Annotated in this window: 15 protein-coding genes; 8 read left to right on the plus strand and 7 right to left on the minus strand. The window is 72.3% G+C overall.

Annotation, left to right across the window (positions count from 1 at the left end; genetic code table 11):
• Positions 1–244 precede the first annotated feature (244 nt).
• The 3 genes from KZJ41_RS07285 to KZJ41_RS07295 are packed head-to-tail and all read right to left on the minus strand — an operon-like array spanning position 245 to position 2,876.
• Positions 245–940, minus strand: coding sequence for an alpha/beta family hydrolase (locus KZJ41_RS07285; protein WP_373566465.1), 696 nt, complete (start codon positions 938–940; stop codon positions 245–247).
• The gene (locus KZJ41_RS07290) at positions 895–1,950 is read right to left on the minus strand and encodes a tellurite resistance/C4-dicarboxylate transporter family protein (RefSeq protein WP_251550398.1); all 1,056 of its coding nucleotides are present in this window, start codon (positions 1,948–1,950) and stop codon (positions 895–897) included. The genes KZJ41_RS07285 and KZJ41_RS07290 overlap by 46 nt, the downstream gene beginning before the upstream one ends.
• A 59-nt stretch (positions 1,951–2,009) precedes the next feature.
• A complete protein-coding gene (locus KZJ41_RS07295) occupies positions 2,010–2,876 on the minus strand; it encodes an Fpg/Nei family DNA glycosylase (RefSeq protein WP_251550400.1) in 867 nt (288 codons plus the stop codon).
• Between the two features lie 85 nt (positions 2,877–2,961).
• Between KZJ41_RS07295 and KZJ41_RS07300 the strand changes: the two genes are divergently transcribed.
• Genes KZJ41_RS07300 through KZJ41_RS07310 form a run of 3 tightly spaced genes read left to right on the plus strand, consistent with a single transcriptional unit; the run spans position 2,962 to position 4,636 of the window.
• On the plus strand, positions 2,962–3,756 hold the full coding sequence (locus tag KZJ41_RS07300; protein WP_006933254.1) for a thymidylate synthase: 795 nt from the start codon (positions 2,962–2,964) through the stop codon (positions 3,754–3,756).
• The gene (locus KZJ41_RS07305) at positions 3,753–4,250 is read left to right on the plus strand and encodes a dihydrofolate reductase (protein ID WP_050034744.1); all 498 of its coding nucleotides are present in this window, start codon (positions 3,753–3,755) and stop codon (positions 4,248–4,250) included. Before KZJ41_RS07300 ends, KZJ41_RS07305 begins: the two co-directional genes overlap by 4 nt.
• A 59-nt stretch (positions 4,251–4,309) precedes the next feature.
• On the plus strand, positions 4,310–4,636 hold the full coding sequence (locus tag KZJ41_RS07310; RefSeq protein WP_006933250.1) for a cupin domain-containing protein: 327 nt from the start codon (positions 4,310–4,312) through the stop codon (positions 4,634–4,636).
• Here the strand turns inward: KZJ41_RS07310 and KZJ41_RS07315 are convergent.
• Both KZJ41_RS07315 and KZJ41_RS07320 read right to left on the minus strand, forming a co-directional pair.
• Positions 4,629–6,167 carry a carboxylesterase/lipase family protein gene (locus KZJ41_RS07315; RefSeq protein WP_065922910.1) on the minus strand — a complete coding sequence of 513 codons (1,539 nt, stop codon included), beginning with the start codon at positions 6,165–6,167 and terminating at the stop codon, positions 4,629–4,631. The two genes, KZJ41_RS07310 and KZJ41_RS07315, sit on opposite strands and share 8 nt — an antisense overlap.
• A 39-nt stretch (positions 6,168–6,206) precedes the next feature.
• Positions 6,207–7,448 (minus strand): hypothetical protein, encoded by a 1,242-nt coding sequence (locus KZJ41_RS07320; RefSeq protein WP_050034745.1) that lies wholly within the window; start codon positions 7,446–7,448, stop codon positions 6,207–6,209.
• Positions 7,449–7,506: 58 nt separating this feature from the next.
• Between KZJ41_RS07320 and KZJ41_RS07325 the strand changes: the two genes are divergently transcribed.
• The 3 genes from KZJ41_RS07325 to KZJ41_RS07335 all read left to right on the plus strand — a co-directional run bounded on the left by KZJ41_RS07325 (position 7,507) and on the right by KZJ41_RS07335 (position 10,674).
• Positions 7,507–8,112, plus strand: coding sequence for a TetR/AcrR family transcriptional regulator (locus KZJ41_RS07325; protein ID WP_029541968.1), 606 nt, complete (start codon positions 7,507–7,509; stop codon positions 8,110–8,112).
• Positions 8,113–8,132: 20 nt separating this feature from the next.
• Entirely contained in the window at positions 8,133–9,755 is a 1,623-nt protein-coding gene (locus KZJ41_RS07330) for an acyl-CoA dehydrogenase family protein (protein WP_044475732.1), read from the plus strand.
• Between the two features lie 94 nt (positions 9,756–9,849).
• A complete protein-coding gene (locus KZJ41_RS07335; RefSeq protein WP_065922909.1) occupies positions 9,850–10,674 on the plus strand; it encodes an FAD:protein FMN transferase in 825 nt (274 codons plus the stop codon).
• Between the two features lie 87 nt (positions 10,675–10,761).
• Here the strand turns inward: KZJ41_RS07335 and pgi are convergent, their stop codons facing one another.
• The gene (pgi, locus tag KZJ41_RS07340) at positions 10,762–12,396 is read right to left on the minus strand and encodes a glucose-6-phosphate isomerase (RefSeq protein ID WP_251550402.1); all 1,635 of its coding nucleotides are present in this window, start codon (positions 12,394–12,396) and stop codon (positions 10,762–10,764) included.
• Between the two features lie 79 nt (positions 12,397–12,475).
• Here pgi and KZJ41_RS07345 point away from each other — a divergent pair, with 79 nt between their 5' ends.
• On the plus strand, positions 12,476–13,927 hold the full coding sequence (locus KZJ41_RS07345; protein ID WP_029541981.1) for an NAD-dependent succinate-semialdehyde dehydrogenase: 1,452 nt from the start codon (positions 12,476–12,478) through the stop codon (positions 13,925–13,927).
• Positions 13,928–14,062: 135 nt separating this feature from the next.
• On the opposite strand, the gene KZJ41_RS07350 is transcribed toward KZJ41_RS07345, so the two are convergent.
• Entirely contained in the window at positions 14,063–14,371 is a 309-nt protein-coding gene (locus KZJ41_RS07350) for a chorismate mutase (protein ID WP_029541984.1), read from the minus strand.
• Between the two features lie 289 nt (positions 14,372–14,660).
• Between KZJ41_RS07350 and pcrA the strand changes: the two genes are divergently transcribed.
• Complete coding sequence (pcrA, locus tag KZJ41_RS07355; RefSeq protein WP_373566466.1) at positions 14,661–17,105, plus strand: DNA helicase PcrA; 2,445 nt, start codon at positions 14,661–14,663, stop codon at positions 17,103–17,105.
• The last annotated feature ends 22 nt before the right edge of the window (positions 17,106–17,127 follow it).

Genomic DNA, 17,127 nt, shown 5'->3' on the forward strand with positions numbered 1-17,127 from the left:
CCCTGCTCCCACGTCCGACTTGATCGACTCTAGCCCCGGCTTCCGCGTCCCGTCGGAGGTTGGAGGGGCGAACTGGCGGCCTGACACCGGCCACAACGGCGGGTCGGCTCGTGGAGGATGCGACAGACCGCCCCGGCCGCCGCCGTCGAGGATCTACACGAGGCCAGGCCCGGCCCGAGGGCAGCGGTCACCGCCCTCCGGCCGGGCCCACGCCACCGACGCGTGACACCCGCGGCCCCGGGTGTCACGGCCGGGACGCCGTGTCCGAGAGCAGTCCGGACACGGCGTGCACGATCGGCAGTGCCGGATCGGTCTTCGCCTTGCCGAGGTCGTGCGCCGCGCCGGTCACCGGGACCAGCACGACGGGCGCCGGAATCAAGGTCAGCGCGGCGCGCAGTTCGTCCAGGGTGCCGAACGGGTCCCGGTCGCCGTGCGCGAAGACCGTCGGCACCGTCAGGGACGGCAGGTGCTCGGTGCGGGCCTTCCCGGGCTTGCCCGGCGGGTGCAGCGGGTAGGACAGCAGTACGAGCGCGTCCGCGACGTCGGGCTGCTCGGCGGCAAGTATCGACGTCTGCCGGCCGCCGTACGAGACGCCGCCGAGCACGAGTGGGCCGACTGTGCGGACCCGCATCGCCTCGGCCGCCGCCGCGATCCCGGCCCGGTCCTCCGCCGCTCGCGACGGCTGCGGCGGCCCCTTCGGCCGCCGGCGCCGGAACGGCAGGTCGAACCGCAACGCGAGGAACCCGGCGTCGGCGAACGCGCTGCACACCTGCCGCAGGATCGCCGCGTCGCAGTTGCCGCCGGCCCCGTGGGTCAGCGCCACCGCGCCGCGCGGGACACCGGCCGGGTGGTGCAGCACGCCGTGCACGGAATCGTCGTCGAGGTCCTCGGTCGTCACCGGCCCACGGTAGCCGGACGCGGACGCAGCACCGTGCGCCACAGGTGCACGAGCATCGCCGCGAACACCGCCGCCCACACCGTCACGGCCGCCCACAGTTCCGTCCTGCCGACCACCCCGACCCACGGCAACTCGTCGGCCTCGGCGAGGTAGACCCCGGCGACGCCGTACATCCCGAGCGGGAAGACCACCGACCACAGGCCCGGCTCGTAGCGCAGCCGGATGCGGTGGGTGCGGTGCCGCCACCACCCGGCGGCGACGAGGGCGGGCAGCAGCCACGTCGCGAACGCCCAGAACACCACCACCAGCCCGGCGACGAGTCCACGGGTGGCGTCGACCATCGGGGCCGACTCCATCGCCACGATGCGTGAGCCGGCCACCACGGTGATCGCCGCGGCGCCCATCGACACCCAGTACGACGGCGTGAGGTCCACCGGCCGGAGCGGATACTGCATCATCCGGGCCGCGACGAACACGCCCGCCGCGGCGTAGAGGAACAGGCCGACCGACCACGCGAACACGGCCACCAGCGACAGCGGCCGCCGCAGGTCGTCGTAGATCGGCTCGAGGGTGGCTGCGGCGAGCGCGACCGACTGGGCCGCGACCACCCACACGAACCAGCTGCCGTTGGCCTTGGCGATCACCGGGCGTCTGCGAGTGCCGAGCACCGCCGTCCAGGGAATCACATAGCCGAGCACGAGCCACGTCGCGGCCGCGCCGACGAGCAGGACCGCCGCCGTCGAGTGCCACCCGTGCATGGTCAGGCGGATCCCCAGCACGTTGCTGCCCGCGACGAACGTGAAGAACCCGAACGCGCGGCTCGCGTCGGTGAGGTCGGTGCGGACCTCGCCGCGGAACCGCACGAGCCGCCACCCGGTCAACACCAGCAGGACGGCGTAGGCGGCGACGGACACCAGCAGTAACGCGGCCGACACCGTGACCAGGCCCTGCAGGTGCATGCCGATCGACACGATGCCGGTCGCCATCACGAGCGCGAAGTAGCCGGGGTCGAGCGTGCGGGCACCCCCGCGGAGACCGTCGAGAACCGTCACAGCCGCACGCTACCGCCGTGGTGTCCTTCCGGATCTGCGCGGGTCCCGAACGACACCACTCACTTGACCAGCCGCGACAGCCGCCGGTCCGCGAGGATCTTCCCGCCGGTCTGGCACGTGGGGCAGTACTGGAAGGAACGTTCGGCGTAGGCGACCCCGCGGACGGTGTCGCCGCACTCCGGGCACGGCAGGCCCGTGCGGGCGTGTACCCGCATCCCGGACCGCTTCTCACCCTTGAGCCGCGCGGCATCCTGGCCCACGGAACGGCTCACGGCGTCGAGGAGCACCGTGCGCAGCGCGTCGTACAGCGCCTGCCGCTGCTCGTCGGTGAGCCGGCCCGCCGGCGCGAACGGCGACAGCCGGGCGACGTGCAGGATCTCGTCGGAGTAGGCGTTGCCGATCCCGGCGAGCACCTGCTGGTCGGTGAGGGCGGTCTTCAGGCGTGCGGTGCTGCCCGCCAGCCGCGCGGCCAGCTCGTCGGCGGTGACGGCTAGGGCGTCGGGACCGAGCCGGGCGATGCCGGGCACCTGCTGCGGACGGTCGGCGATCCACACGGCGAGGCGCTTGCGGGTGCTGGCCTCGGTGAGGTCGAAGGCGGGGGTGGCGGCGTCGGGGGTGAACAGGTGTACCCGCAGCGCGAGCGGCCCCCGGCCCAGCTTCGGCGGTGCCGGCGACGGGTTGTCCTGCCAGCGCAGCCACCCCGCCCGCGACAGGTGCGTGACGAGCCACAGACCGGCGCAGTCGACGGCCAGGAACTTCCCGAAGCGGGACACGCCGGTGACGTCGCGGCCCTGCAGCACGGTGATCGGCGGGTCGGCGGTCTGCAGGACACTGAGCGCCGCCACGTCGATCCGGCCGACGACGGCACCGACGGCGTGCTCGCGCAGGAACACCGCCAGGGCCTCCACCTCGGGCAGCTCGGGCATGGAGTCAGGCTATCGCCCGTGCGTGCTTCGGGCTGCCCCAACGACCACAACCACGCACGGGCGATAGCCTGTCGTGGTGACTGCCGTGCCGACCCCGTACGAAGACCTCCTCCGCCTGGTGCTCGACACCGGCACGCCCAAGGCCGACCGCACGGGCACCGGGACGCGCAGCCTGTTCGGGCACCAGATGCGCTTCGACCTCTCGCAGGGCTTTCCGCTGATCACCACCAAGAAGGTGCACCTGAAGTCCATCGTGTACGAGCTGCTGTGGTTCCTGCGCGGCGACTCGAACGTCAAGTGGCTGCAGGAGCACGGCGTCACGATCTGGGACGAGTGGGCCGACGCCGACGGCGAGCTCGGTCCCGTCTACGGGGTGCAGTGGCGCTCCTGGCCCGCCCCCGACGGCGGGCACATCGATCAGATCACCAAGGCGATCGACACGATCCGAACCGACCCCGACTCGCGGCGCATCGTGGTCTCCGCGTGGAACGTCGGCGAGATCGACCGGATGGCGCTCGCGCCGTGCCACGCGTTCTTCCAGTTCCACGTCGCCGACGGCAAGCTCAGCTGCCAGCTGTACCAGCGCAGCGCCGACCTGTTCCTCGGCGTGCCGTTCAACATCGCCAGCTATGCGCTGCTGACCCACATGGTGGCCCAGCAGACCGACCTCGAGCCGGGCGAGTTCGTGTGGACGGGCGGGGACTGCCACATCTACGACAACCACGTCGAGCAGGTCACCGAGCAGCTCTCCCGCGCGCCCTACCCGTATCCCACCCTGGAGCTGAACCGGCGCGGGTCGATCTTCGACTACGAGTACGAGGACGTGCAGATCACCGGGTACCGGCACCACCCGCCGATCAAGGCGCCGGTCGCGGTATGACGGAGACGGGCGACATCGTCCTGATCTGGGCGCAGGACCGCGACGGCGGCATCGGCCGTAACGGCGCGATCCCGTGGCGCATCCCCGAGGACATGGCGCACTTCCGGGCCGCGACGACGGGTAAACCGGTGATCATGGGCCGGTTGACGTGGGAGTCGCTGCCGCCGCGGTTCCGGCCGCTGCCCGGCCGGCGCAACATCGTCGTCACCCGCGACCCGGCCTGGTCGGACGCGGGCGCCGAGGTGGCCCACGGCGTGCCGGAGGCCCTGGCGCTCGCCGGCGGCGGTGACGTCTGCGTCATCGGCGGCGGCCAGATCTACGCGCAGGCCATGCCGCACGCGACGCGGCTGCTCGTCACGGAGGTGGACCTCGAGGTCGGCGCGGACGCCTTCGCCCCGCGGATCGGTCCCGGGTGGACGGCCGTGGACGTCGGCGCGCGGCAGGAATCCGGCGACGGAATCGGGTTCCGCTTCGTCCGGTACGCGCGAACCTGACCGGTGGCGCGCCCGGTGGGCCATACTGCGAGGGCGTACCCCGACCAGGAAGGGCTGCCATGGACAAGCTTTCCCTCACGGCTCTGGCGCGACAGCAACTGAAGCTGGCGGCGGCATCGAGCAGCGGCCGCAGCTCGCAGACGATCTTGGGCGGGCACGCCAAGCATCTGCGGCAGACGATGGTGGCACTGCTGGCCGGCCACGAACTCGCCGAGCACGACGGCCCCGGCGAGGGGTCGCTGCAGGTGCTCGGCGGGCGGCTGTCCCTGATCGCCGGCGACGACTCCTGGAAGGGCTCAACCGGCGACTACCTGGTGCTGCCCACCGTCCGGCACAGCGTCACCGCGCTCGAGGACGTCGTGTTCCTGCTGACCGTGGTCAAGTGACCGCTCCCGCCTGCGGCAGCGCGAGACCGCGGTAGCCGCGGTACCCGGCCCAGGCCAGCCGCCGCTCCCGCCACGGGTCGTACTCCACGCGCGTCGGGTCGTCGAAGATGACGGTGGCGCGGTCACGCTCGTCGTAGCGCGGCCACGACGGCAGCGGCTCGCCCTCCTGCGCGAAGTGCAGCCACTGACGCTGCACCGTGTCGCTCACCGTGCGCAGCGCGCGCCGGCCCCCGGCGACCGTGACCACCCGGCCGAGCGCGGTGTCGGCCTGGCCGAACACGGCGAGCAGCTCGAACGCGTGGGTGGCGTGGAAGCCGGTCCAGCGCAGCAGCGGCGGCGCGTAGTCGAACCGGTAGCTGTAGGTGGGGGCGTGGCGGGCGTGGGCCTGGGCGATCTCGATCGAGGGATGCCAGAACGTGAGATCGCCGCCGAGATCGACGGCCGCGCGGGCCTCCGGGTAGCCGGGATAGGCCGCGACGACACGCTCCTGGGCCGTGGGATCGGTGAGCCCGAACATCTGCTCGATGCGGAGCTGATTGGTGGGCAGCGCGTCGAGGACCCGCGGGAACAGCGTGCCCTCCCGCGCGTTGGTGCCGATGATCAGCGGAACCCGATGTGCGGCACCGGTTTCGTAGGCTTCGATCGGGGCGGTGGGTAGGTAGTCGCCGTCGATGACGGGACCGAACGCGTGCAGGCCGGGCGTCTGGTGCAGGATGCGCCCGCTGAGCCGCTGGGCGGCGCGGCCGAGCTCCGCCGGGGTCGCGGACTCGAGCGCCGCGACCGCGGAATCTCGTTCTGCGCCGAGCAGTTCGACGAAACGTCGCGCCCACTCGGCCGCGTGGTCGGCGTCGACGACGAGGTTCGGTGCCGAGCTCTGGGCGACGGCGCGGGCGAACAGTCCCGCGGCGGCGGGTGTGGCGAGCAGGGTGGTGACGGCGTTGCCGCCGGCGGATTCGCCGAAGATCGTGATGTTGTCGGGGTCCCCGCCGAAGGCGGCGATGTTGCGGCGCACCCATGCCAGCGCGGCGACCTGGTCGCGCAGCCCCAGGTTCGAGTCGAAAGGCCTTTCCGCCGTGGAGAACTGGGTGAAGTCGAGATAGCCGAGGCTGCCGAGCCGGTAGTTGATCGACACGTAGATGACGTCACCGCGGCGCACCAGCGATTCCCCGCCGTAGAGCGGCATCGCCGTGGTGCCCAGCGTGTAGGCGCCGCCGTGGATGAACACCAGCACCGGCCGCGGCGTCGCGGCGGGCGCCGCGGGCGCCAGCACATTGAGCGTCAGGCAGTCCTCGCTCGCGGGCTGCTGCTTCCGGAAACCGATCGTCAGGCCGCGCGGATGCTGGCTCGCCGCGGCGCCGAAGCGGGTGGCATCGCGTTCACCGGTCCACGGTTGCACCGGCTGCGGGGCGCGCAGCCGCAGCGGTCCCACCGGGGGTGCCGCGTAGGGGACGCCGCGCCAGGCGAGGAGGTCGCCGATGCGGGTGCCGCGCAGGGCGCCGTCGGGAACAGTGACAAGGGTCTCAGCCGCCATGCTCGAACTGTACGTGACGCCGAGTCATAGGTGCCGCGGTTACCAGTGCCGGCCGTGCAGCCCGTGGGCGGCGAGCTCGGCGTCGGTGTCCGCGCGCAGGGCGGCCCGGGTGGGGAAGTGCTCGTCGTCGAGCGCGACGAGGGCGAGGGTGTAGCGGTCGCCCTGCCGGCACAGGTACGCGGCGAGCCGGGTGGACGTCGAGGCCCGGGCGGTCGCGAGGCCCGGGTGGACGGCGCGGGTGGCGACGCCGGTGGTGCGGTGCGGGCCGAATCCGTCGAGCACCGGGGGCAGCGGCCCGATGTTGGAGCACAGCAGGTCCCGCTCGCCGGCCCCCGCGGCGAGGCGCGCGGCGAGCCGGTCGGGCAGCAGTTGCAGCACCTCGTCCGGCAGGCCGTGCGGCGCCCCCTCCCGGCGGCGGGTGTACGCCGCACGGGCGCGGTGGCGGATCGAGGCCGGGGTGTCGGACGCGTCGACCACCACCTCGGTCATCGTCACTCCGTTGCCGGCGCCGTCGTCGGGGAGGCCGGGGGCGGCGGTGCGGCCGTCGACGGGCACCGCGATCCGCAGCGGCCAGTCGAGCCCGGCGCGGTGGGCGATGCCCGCGGCGAGCGCGAGGAAGAGGGAGTTGGGGGTGCCGCCGGCCGCGTTCGCCGCGGTGTCCCACGCGGTCGCATCGACGTCGAGCAGTGCCGTGCGCGCCGGGGAGCGGATCGGGCGGGGCCGCGGAGGCTTCTCGGTGGCGGGGGACCAGCGGGCCCGGCGCATGCCCCGGGCGACGCGCCGGACCAGGCGCGCGGCGTCGCGCACGTCGGAGACGCGCGCCGGGTCGGACGGGCGGATCCGCTCGGCCAGCGCGTCGGCGACGGCGTCGATCAGGCCGCGCGCGTCGGCGAGCACGTGCGAGCACACCAGCGAGACGACGGTCCCGCCGCCCTCGACCCGGGTGGCGGTCAGCGCCCATCCCGGTCCGAGTTCGGGGTTGACGTCCACCTCCGCCTGCTGGTCCGCCCAGGCGAGGACGTCGGCGGCGGGGATCGGCTCGGGCGGGTAGCGCAGCGGGTAGCTGTGGTGACCCGGTTCGAGCCGGGGGCGCGCGCCGGGGACGTGCGGGCGCACGACGCGCCGGCCGAGGGGGCTGCGGCCGAGCGCGTCGTGCAGCGAGATCAGCAGGGGGGCGCCGACGGTGTCGCCGGTGCGCCACAGTCCCTGCAGGGCGACGGGCATGCCGAGGCCACGGTGTCTGTGCAGGAAGATCTCGTCCACCACGCTGAGCCGGTTCACCTCCCCGACGGTAGCCGCGATCCTTGACCCAAGCTATGAATCGAGGTTCAATTCTTTCGTGGCCTACCGCCGGACCCCCGCCGTGCAGCAACGGCTCGACGCGCAACGCGACGCGATCGCCGACGCCGCGGTGAGCCTGCTGTCCGAACGGGGCTACCAGGGCCTGTCCATCGCGGCCGTCGCCGAGCGGGCCGGCGTCGCCACCGGCAGCGTCTACCGGCACTACGTGGACAAGTCCGAGCTGATGGTGCGCATCTTCCGCAGCCTGTGCGGGCGGGAGGTCGACGCCGTGGTCGCCGCCGCCGAGACGGCACGGCCGGACGGCGCCGCCGCGCAGGTCGCCGCCGTCGTCGAGACCTTCGCCCGTCGCGCCATGCGCAACCCCACCCTGGCCTACGCCCTGCTCGCCGAACCCGTCGACGCGGCCGTCGACGCCGAGCGCCTGGTGCTGCGCCGCGCCTTCGCGGCCGCGTTCGAAGGGGCCGTCCGCCGGGGCATCGACTCGGGCGATCTCGCCCCCCGGAACGCGGCCCTCGCCGCCGCCGCCCTCGTCGGCGCCGTCGGCGAGGTCCTCACCGGTCCGCTGCAGTCCGGTGCGGCCGCCGCCGACACCGTTCCCGAACTCGTCGCATTCGCCCTACGCGCAATAGGAGCCCGACAGTGAATTCGCCCGCCCCCCACCCGGTGAACTTTCCCGCCACTCACGAGGTGTTCAACCAGGTCCCGGATCTGGTGCCCTACCAGGCGGCGGCGGACCCGGCGCTGCTCGAGGGCCTGCGCCGCGAGGGCGCGGCCTGGGCCGAGGACGAGGTCCGGGAGATCGGCGCGCTCGCCGGCGGTGTGCGCGCGCAGGACTGGGGCAGGCTCGTCAACGAGTACCCGCCCGTGCTGCGCACCCACGACCGCTACGGGCACCGCATCGACGAGGTCGAGTTCCATCCGCACTGGCACGACCTCATGACGGTGGCCGTCGAGCACGGCATGCACGCGGCGCCGTGGCGCGACCCCCGGGCCGGTGCGCACGTCGCCCGGGCCGCCAAGTTCTACGTGTGGGGCCAGGCGGAGGCGGGACACATGTGCCCGATCTCCATGACGTACGCCGTGATCCCGGCGCTGCGGCACAACCCGGAACTCGCCGCGACGTACGAGCCGCTGCTCGCCGCCCCGCACTACGACTTCGGGCTACGCGAACCGTCCACCAAGCGCGGCCTGATCGCCGGCATGTCCATGACCGAGAAGCAGGGCGGATCGGACGTGCGGGCCAACACGACGACGGCGACCCCCCAGGCGGACGGCAGCTATCGCATCGTCGGGCACAAGTGGTTCACCTCCGCCCCGATGTCGGACCTGTTCCTCACCCTGGCGCAGACCGGGAGCGGCGTCTCGTGCTTCCTGCTGCCGCGGGTGCTTCCCGACGGCAGCCGCAACCGCATCCACATCCAGCGGCTCAAGGACAAGCTCGGGAACAAGTCCAACGCCTCCTCCGAGATCGAATACGAGGGCGCAACCGGCTGGCTCGTCGGTGCGGAGGGCCGCGGCGTCAACACCATCATCGAGATGGTGAACATGACGCGCCTCGACTGCGTCATCGGCTCGGCGACCGGGATGCGCGCGGCGACATTGCGCGCGGTGCATCATGCCCGGCACCGGAAGGCGTTCGGCGCCCTGCTCGTCGACCAGCCGCTCATGCGGAACGTGCTCGCCGACCTGATCGTCGAGTCGGAGGCCGCGACGACCATGATGATGCGGCTCGCCGGCGCGACGGACCGCGCGTCGACCGATCCGCAGGAGGCGGCGCTGCGCCGCATCGCCCTCGCGGTCACCAAGTACTGGGTGTGCAAGCGCGCCCCCGCGCATGCCGCGGAGGCTCTCGAATGCCTCGGCGGCAACGGCTACGCCGAGGAATCCGGGATGCCGCGGCTGTACCGCGAGGCACCGCTCATGTCGATCTGGGAGGGCTCCGGCAACGTCGCCGCCCTCGACGCGTTGCGGGCGATGGTCAAGCAGCCCGAGACCGTGGACGCGTTCTTCGCCGAGCTGCGCCTCGCCGAGGGCGCCGACCCCCGGCTCGACGACGCCGTGGCCCGGGTCGGCAAGGAACTCGCCGACCTCGAGAACGTCGAATACCGGGCCCGCCGGATCGTGGAGCTGATGGCGCTGGTGCTGCAGGGGGCACAGCTTGTGCGCCACGGGCATCCCGCAGTCGCGGACGCCTTCTGCGCCACGCGGCTGGGCGACGACTGGGGCATCGCCCTGGGGACCATGCCGACCGGCGTGGACACCGCGGCGATTCTCGCGCGCATCTGAACAGTGGCGATTCTCGCGCGCATCCGACCGGCGACGATCCGCAGGGGCATACTGGGGTAACGACAACGATCGTCGAGCGAGGCCGGAGCCCCTCATGATCAGCAGCAGCGAATGGCGGGAGTGGGGGGTCCCGGTCGAGGTGGCCGTCACCGAGTGCGCCGCACTGGTGGAGGCCGAAACGCTGGTGCGCGCCGCGATCGCAGAATCCGAGGCGGCCTGCAACCCCCTGCGCGGTGACGCGGAGATCCACGAGGTCAATCTCGCCCAGGGCATTCCCGTGCAGGTCAGTCCGCGGCTGTCGGCGCTGCTGCGCTCGGCGCTCTGGGTCGCCCGGATGACCGACGGGGCGGTGAGCCCCCTGTCGGCCGACGACGCGGGAATCGACGAGGAGGCCACCCCGCCCATCCATCCGCTTCCGGACTACAGCGACATCCACCTCGACGGCGAGACCGTGCTGGCCCCGTTCGGCGTCAACCTCGACATCACCGAAACGGCCAGGGCCGACACGGCCGATCGGGCCGCCGCGACCGTCGCACGCAGTCTCGAATGCGGTGTCCTGGTGCGCATGGGCGACGTGACGGCCACCGCCGGTCACAGCCCCGCCGGGGGCTGGCAGGTGGCCATCCCCGGAGCCGGCACGGTCGAACTTCCGGCGGGCAGCGCGATGGCGACGCGCGTGCGCGCCGCCGAACCCGACGAGGTGGAAGAGAACGGCGGAAACGACGTCGCCGGGCGGTGGGCGCAGGTGACCGTCATCGCCGGGGACGCGCTGTGGGCCGACGCCGCGGCCGCGGCGGCGCTGCGCCGCGGGGCGCCGGCGGTGCGGTGGCTCGAGCAGTACGATCTCGCCGCCCGGCTCGTGGACAGCGGCGGCCGGGTGCACACGACGCGCCGCTGGTCCCGCCCGCACGCCGCCTGAGCGGCGGAGCTTGCGCCCGAATCGGTGAGCTTGCCCCCGTTTCCGCAGTCGGAAACCGGTGCAAGCCCGCCGTGACGGGTGCCTGCTCTACTTCTGACGCCACCGCCGGATGGTGCGGACGAGGGTGTCGGTGGAGGTGTCGCCGGTGTCGGGGTCCGCCGCGCCGGTCAGGGCCGGTGCCAGGGCCAGGGCCTGGGTCTTGCCGAGTTCGACGCCCCACTGGTCGAACGAGTCGATGCCCCAGATCACGCCCTGGACGAAGGTCTGATGCTCGTACAACGCGATCAACTGGCCCAGCGTCGCCGGGGTCAACGCCGGGGCGAGCAGGGTGGTCGAGGGCCGGTTGCCGGGCATCACCTTGTGCGCCACCAACCCCGGGTCGGTGCCGTCGGCGGCGACCTCGGCCGCGGTGCGCCCGAACGCGAGCACCTTGGCCTGGGCGAGCATGTTCGCCAGCAGGATCTGGTGCATGCTGCCGGTCCCGTCCCGGGTGGGCAGGTCCTCGCACGCGGCGGCGAACCCGACGAAATCGGCCGGGATAAGCCGGGTGCCCTGGTGCAGCAACTGGTAGAACGCGTGCTGCCCGTTGGTGCCCGGCTCGCCCCAGAAGATCTCCCCGGTGTCGTGGTCCACCGCCGTCCCGTCCCGCCGCACGCTCTTGCCGTTCGACTCCATGGTCAGCTGCTGCAGATACGCCGGCAGCCGGGCCAGGTCCTGACTGTAGGGCAGCACCGCCCGCGACTGCGCCCCCAGCACCGACGCGTACCACACCCCCAGCAGCCCGAGCAGCACCGGCGCGTTCGCCTCCAGCGGGGCGGTGGCGAAGTGCTCGTCCACGGTGTGCATCCCGGCGAGGAACTCGGCGAAGCGCACCGGCCCGATCGCGCACATCACCGCCAGCCCGATCGCCGAGCCCACCGAGTACCGCCCGCCCACCCAGTCCCAGAACCCGAACATGTTCGCCGGGTCGATGCCGAACTCGGCGACCTTGCTCGCGTTGGTGGACACCGCCACGAAATGCGCCGCGACGGCGTCCTCGCCGAGCGCGGCGACCAGCCAGCGCCGCGCGGCGGTGGCGTTGGTGAGGGTTTCGACGGTGGTGAACGTCTTCGACGCCACCACGAACAGCGTGGTGGCCGGGTCCAGGCCGGTCAGCTGCGCGGTCAGATCCGCCGGGTCGATGTTGGCGACGAACCGCACCGCCGGGCCGTCGGCGCAGTGCCGCAACGCCCGCGCCACCATCGCCGGGCCCAGATCCGAGCCGCCGATCCCGATGTTCACCACCGTGGCGATCGGCTCGCCGGTGGCGCCGCGCCAGGTGCCCGAGCGGACCTTCTCGGCGAAGCCGGCCATCGCGTCGAGCACCGTGTGCACCTCGGCGACCACGTCGGTGCCGTCCACGGTCAGCGTCGCCGACCGCGGCAGCCGCAGCGCGGTGTGCAGCACCGCCCGGTCCTCGGTGGTGTTGATCCGGTCCCCGGCGAACATCGCATCGCGGCGGGCCTCGAGCCCACACGCCCGGGCCAGCTCGAGCAGCAACCCCACCGTGGTGTCGGTGATCCGATGCTTGCTGTAGTCGATGTACCACTCCCCGACGGTCAGCGAGAACCGCTGCGCCCGCCCCGGATCCGCCGCGAACAACCCCCGTAGATCCACCGCCTCGAGCTCCGAACGGTGCTGGGACAGCTGCTGCCACGGTGCGGTTCGAGTCACGTCGCTCATGAATTCAGAGCCTAGTGCGGGGCCGCAGTTACCGGCGGGTTCGGAATCCGCTCGGGTCGTGGAGCGCATGATGTGGGTCATGGACACCGAAGAACTGATCCGGACCGTACCGACAGAACTGTTCCTCGGCGGGGAGTGGGTGGCCGCAGAGAACGGCGCCACCTTCCCCGTCCACGATCCCGCCACCGGCGACACGCTCACCGACGTCGCCGACGCGAGTCCGGCGGACGCCGTCCGCGCCCTCGACGCCGCGGTGGCCGTCCAGCACGAGTGGGCCGCGACCCCGCCGCGCGAACGTGGCGAACTGTTGCGTTCGGTGTTCGCGCGGATCACCGAACGTGCCGAGGACTTCGCGCTCCTGATGACCCTGGAGATGGGCAAGGCCCTGCCGGAGAGCCGGGCCGAGGCCAAGTACGGTGCCGAGTTCTTCCGCTGGTTCGCCGAGGAGGCGGTGCGGATCGCGGGCCGCTACACCCACGCGCCCGCGGGCAACGGACGGATCCTGGTGACGAAGCAGCCGGTGGGACCGTGCCTGGCGATCACGCCGTGGAACTTCCCGCTCGCGATGGGCACCCGCAAGATCGGTCCCGCCCTCGCTGCGGGCTGCACGATCCTGATGAAGCCCGCGTCGGAGACCCCGCTGACGATGCTGCTGCTCGCCCAGCTGTTCGCCGAGGCCGGCCTGCCGAAGGGGGTGCTGTCCGTGCTGCCGACGTCGCGCGCCGGGGCGGTCACCGGTCCGCTGATCGACGATCCCCGCCTGCGCAAGCTGACCTTCACCGGTTCCACCGGGGTCGGCCGGGCCCTGTCCGAGCGGGCCGGGAAGGCGATGCTGCGCACGTCGATGGAGCTGGGCGGCAACGCGCCGTTCCTGGTGTTCGACGACGCCGACCTCGACGCCGCGGTCGAGGGCGCGCTGGCCGCGAAGCTACGCAACGGCGGCGAGGCGTGCACGGCCGCGAACCGCTTCCACGTCGCCAACTCGGTGCGAGAGGAGTTCGTGAAGAAGCTGACCGAGCGGATGGCGCAGTACCGGCTCGGGCGCGGCACCGACCCCGGCACCACACTCGGGCCGTTGATCAACGCCGGCCAGCGGGAGACCGTCGGCGCGCTGGTGCAGGACGCGGTGGGGGCCGGGGCGAGCCTCCGGCTCGGCGGATCCGTCCCCGACGGCCCGGGGTGGTACTACCCGGCGACCGTGCTCGACGGGGTGACGGCCGAGGCCCGGATCCTGCGGGAGGAGGTGTTCGGCCCCGTCGCCGCCGTGGCCGGGTTCGACACCGAGCAGGAGGCGATCGATGCGGCCAACGCCACCGAATACGGACTGGCCGCGTACATCTACACGCAGAGCCTGGACCGGGCGCTGCGGGTGGCCGAGGCCGTCGAGTCCGGCATGGTGGGCGTCAACCGGGGCGTGATCTCCGACGTGGCGGCGCCGTTCGGCGGTGTCAAGGCCTCCGGGCTGGGCCGCGAGGGCGGCAGTGAAGGCATCGAGGAGTACCTCGAGACGAAGTACATCGCGCTGCAGTGACCTGCGCGACGGTGACGCCCCCGAGCGTCGGGACCGACGGGCTCGGGGGCGTACCGGCGGGACTCGGTGACCGAATCGGCCGTGGCCTCGGTGACCCGGACGGCCGTGGCCTCGGTGACCGAGACGGCCGTGGCCTCAGTGACCGAGACGGCCGCGGCCGAGCCGCAGCAGCAACATGGCCAGGGTGTGACCCTCCTGGCCCAGCTCGCTGAAGCGCTCGAGAACCTTCATCTCGCGGCTGTGCACCAGGCGGGTACCGCCGGAGGCCATGCGGGTCTGGCCGATGATGCGCGAGACCTCGGTGCGGCGTTTGACCGCCGCCAGGATCTCGGAGTCGAGCCGGTCGATCTCTTTGCGGAGCTCGTCGATCTCCGCCTCGGTGGTGGGCAGGGCAGCGTCGGATGCGCTGGCTCCGGAACCGGCGGCCTCGGTGTTGGTGCTCATGTCGTCTCCTCGCGTCAGCTCTGGGATCGCTTCGGATACTGCGGGCGTTACCGGTCCGGCCGTCGGCTCGGGACTTCGGTGGCGCAGCAGCCGAAGCCTCGGGTGTGGTCAGGCCTCGGTCATCGGCTCTCACACCGATGGAAGTGTCGCCGATAGTGGCGACGTGGAGCGCATGACATGACGTTCAGTTTGCCACCCGTCCCCGAACCGGCCAAGTAAGGCATACCTGCCGAATCGCCCCGGCCCGGCCGGCACGGCTGTCGGCGATCGCCGGTAGTTTGGTACCACGATGAACACACCCGTTGCCTCCGGCCGTCCCGTCCCCGCGTCGAATTCGGGGGTGCGGGCGATGACCCCCGACGCGCTGCTCGAGGGACTCAATCCCCAGCAACGGGAGGCCGTGACCCACACGGGGTCTCCGCTGCTCATCGTCGCGGGGGCCGGTTCCGGCAAGACGGCGGTGCTGACCCGGCGCATCGCGTACCTGCTGGGTGAGCGTGGGGTGGCGCCGGGCCAGATCCTGGCGATCACGTTCACCAACAAGGCCGCCGCCGAGATGCGCGAGCGCGTCGCCCACCTCGTCGGTCCGCGCGCGAACAGCATGTGGGTGTCGACGTTCCATTCGAGCTGCGTGCGGATCCTGCGGGCGCAGTCGGCGCTGCTGTCGGGGATGAACTCGAACTTCACCATCTACGACGCGGACGACTCCCGGCGGCTGCTCACCATGATCGCCAAGGATCTCGACCTCGACGTCAAGCGGTATTCCGCGCGGCTGCTGGCGACGCACATCTCCAATCTCAAGAACGAGCTGATCGGCCCCGAGGAGGCCGCGGCCGACGCGGACCGCGAGGCGGCGGAACTGCCGCGGATCGTCGCGCGGGTCTACGCGCACTACCAGCAGCGGCTGCGCGCGGCCAACGCCTTCGACTTCGACGACCTGATCGGCGAGACGGTGGCACTGTTGCAGGCGCATCCGCAGGTGGCGGAGTACTACCGCCGACGGTTCCGCCACGTTCTCGTCGACGAATACCAGGACACCAACCACGCGCAGTACGTGCTCGTGCGCACGCTCGTGGGCGGTGCGGACGACACCGTGACGGACGATGCGGTCGCGCCGGGGGAGCTGTGTGTCGTCGGCGATGCCGACCAGTCCATCTACGCGTTCCGCGGCGCGACGATCCGCAACATCGAGGAGTTCGAACGCGACTATCCCGACGCTCGCACGATCCTGCTCGAGCAGAACTACCGTTCCACCCAGAACATCCTCTCGGCGGCCAACGCGGTGATCGCGCGCAACACCGGACGACGGGAGAAGCGGTTGTGGACGGACTCCGGCGCGGGGGAACCGATCACCGGGTACGTCGCCGACAACGAGCACGACGAGGCGCAGTTCGTGGCCGCGGAGATCGACCGGCTCGTCGACGCCGGTGAGGCCAGGTTCGCCGACGTCGCGGTGTTCTACCGCACCAACAACTCCTCCCGTGCCCTCGAGGACGTGTTCATCCGGCACGGCGTGCCCTACCGGGTGGTGGGCGGCGTGCGCTTCTACGAGCGCAAGGAGGTTCGCGACCTCGTCGCGTACCTGCGGGTGCTCGCCAACCCGGACGACACGGTCAGCCTGCGCCGTATCCTCAACACCCCCCGTCGCGGCATCGGCGACCGCGCGGAGGCCTGCGTGGCGGTGCACGCCGAACGCACGGCGGTCGGGTTCGGCCGGGCCCTGCGCGACGCGGCCGAGGGCACCGTGCCCCTGCTGAACACCCGCTCGCAGAAGGCCATCGCCGCGTTCGTCGACCTCATGGACGAGCTGCGGGGGATGCTCACCGAGACCGACGCCGACGGCAACGACCTCGTCGACATCGGCGACGTCGTCGAGGCGGTCCTCGACCGCACCGGTTACCGCGCCGAGCTCGAGGCCAGCGACGACCCGCAGGACGGCACGCGGCTCGACAATCTCAACGAGTTGGTCAGCGTGGCAAGGGAATTCAGTTCGGATGCCCGCAATGCCGCGGGCCTCGAGGAGGAACGGGAGGGCGCGGAGGGGGAGCCCGAGCCCGGCTCGCTCGCCGCGTTCCTCGAACGGGTGTCGCTGGTGGCCGACGCCGACCAGATCCCCGAGGAGGGCGACGGGGTCGTCACCCTGATGACGCTGCACACCGCCAAGGGTCTCGAGTTCCCGGTGGTGTTCGTGACCGGGTGGGAGGACGGGCAGTTCCCGCACATGCGAGCGCTCGGCGACCCGGCCGAGCTGTCGGAGGAACGGCGCCTGGCCTACGTCGGGCTCACCCGCGCGCGGCAGCGCCTCTACCTGAGCCGGGCGGTGCTGCGCTCGGCCTGGGGGCAGCCGGTGACCAATCCGGAATCGCGCTTCCTGCAAGAGATTCCGCAGGAACTCGTGGAGTGGCGCCGGGAGGATCCGGGGGTGGCCGGTGGTCACGCCATCGGAGCCGGCCGGGGCCGGGGCGGCTACGGCGGAGTCGGCTCCGGCTTCGGGGGCGGAGCGTCCCGGTTCGGCGACGACCGGCAGTCGACACCGAGTTTCGTGGCCGCGCGCTCGCGTAACAACCATCTCGTGCTCGCCGTCGGCGACCGGGTCAGCCACGACAAGTACGGCCTCGGCACGGTCCTCGAGACCCGCGGCTCCGGGCCGACGGCGACGGTGGTCATCGACTTCGGCAGCGCCGGGAAGGTGCGGCTGATGCTCGTCGGCGGCGTGCCGATGGTCAAGCTCTGACCCCGGGTTCCCGGCCGGACGC

It is taken from the genome of Rhodococcus sp. 11-3 (genome assembly GCF_023704055.1).
GTDB classification, from domain to species: Bacteria; Actinomycetota; Actinomycetes; order Mycobacteriales; family Mycobacteriaceae; genus Rhodococcus; species Rhodococcus aetherivorans.

What these genes read in the sequence shown, in the direction of transcription:
- KZJ41_RS07305 (WP_050034744.1), top strand. Translation starts at nt 3,753, where the DNA reads ATGACGGAGACGGGCGACATCGTCCTGATCTGGGCGCAGGACCGCGAC.
- KZJ41_RS07335 (WP_065922909.1), top strand. Translation starts at nt 9,850, where the DNA reads ATGATCAGCAGCAGCGAATGGCGGGAGTGGGGGGTCCCGGTCGAGGTG.
- KZJ41_RS07315 (WP_065922910.1), bottom strand. Translation starts at nt 6,167, where the DNA reads ATGGCGGCTGAGACCCTTGTCACTGTTCCCGACGGCGCCCTGCGCGGC.
- KZJ41_RS07350 (WP_029541984.1), bottom strand. Translation starts at nt 14,371, where the DNA reads ATGAGCACCAACACCGAGGCCGCCGGTTCCGGAGCCAGCGCATCCGAC.
- pgi (WP_251550402.1), bottom strand. Translation starts at nt 12,396, where the DNA reads ATGAGCGACGTGACTCGAACCGCACCGTGGCAGCAGCTGTCCCAGCAC.
- KZJ41_RS07295 (WP_251550400.1), bottom strand. Translation starts at nt 2,876, where the DNA reads ATGCCCGAGCTGCCCGAGGTGGAGGCCCTGGCGGTGTTCCTGCGCGAG.
- KZJ41_RS07310 (WP_006933250.1), top strand. Translation starts at nt 4,310, where the DNA reads ATGGACAAGCTTTCCCTCACGGCTCTGGCGCGACAGCAACTGAAGCTG.
- KZJ41_RS07345 (WP_029541981.1), top strand. Translation starts at nt 12,476, where the DNA reads ATGGACACCGAAGAACTGATCCGGACCGTACCGACAGAACTGTTCCTC.
- pcrA (WP_373566466.1), top strand. Translation starts at nt 14,661, where the DNA reads ATGAACACACCCGTTGCCTCCGGCCGTCCCGTCCCCGCGTCGAATTCG.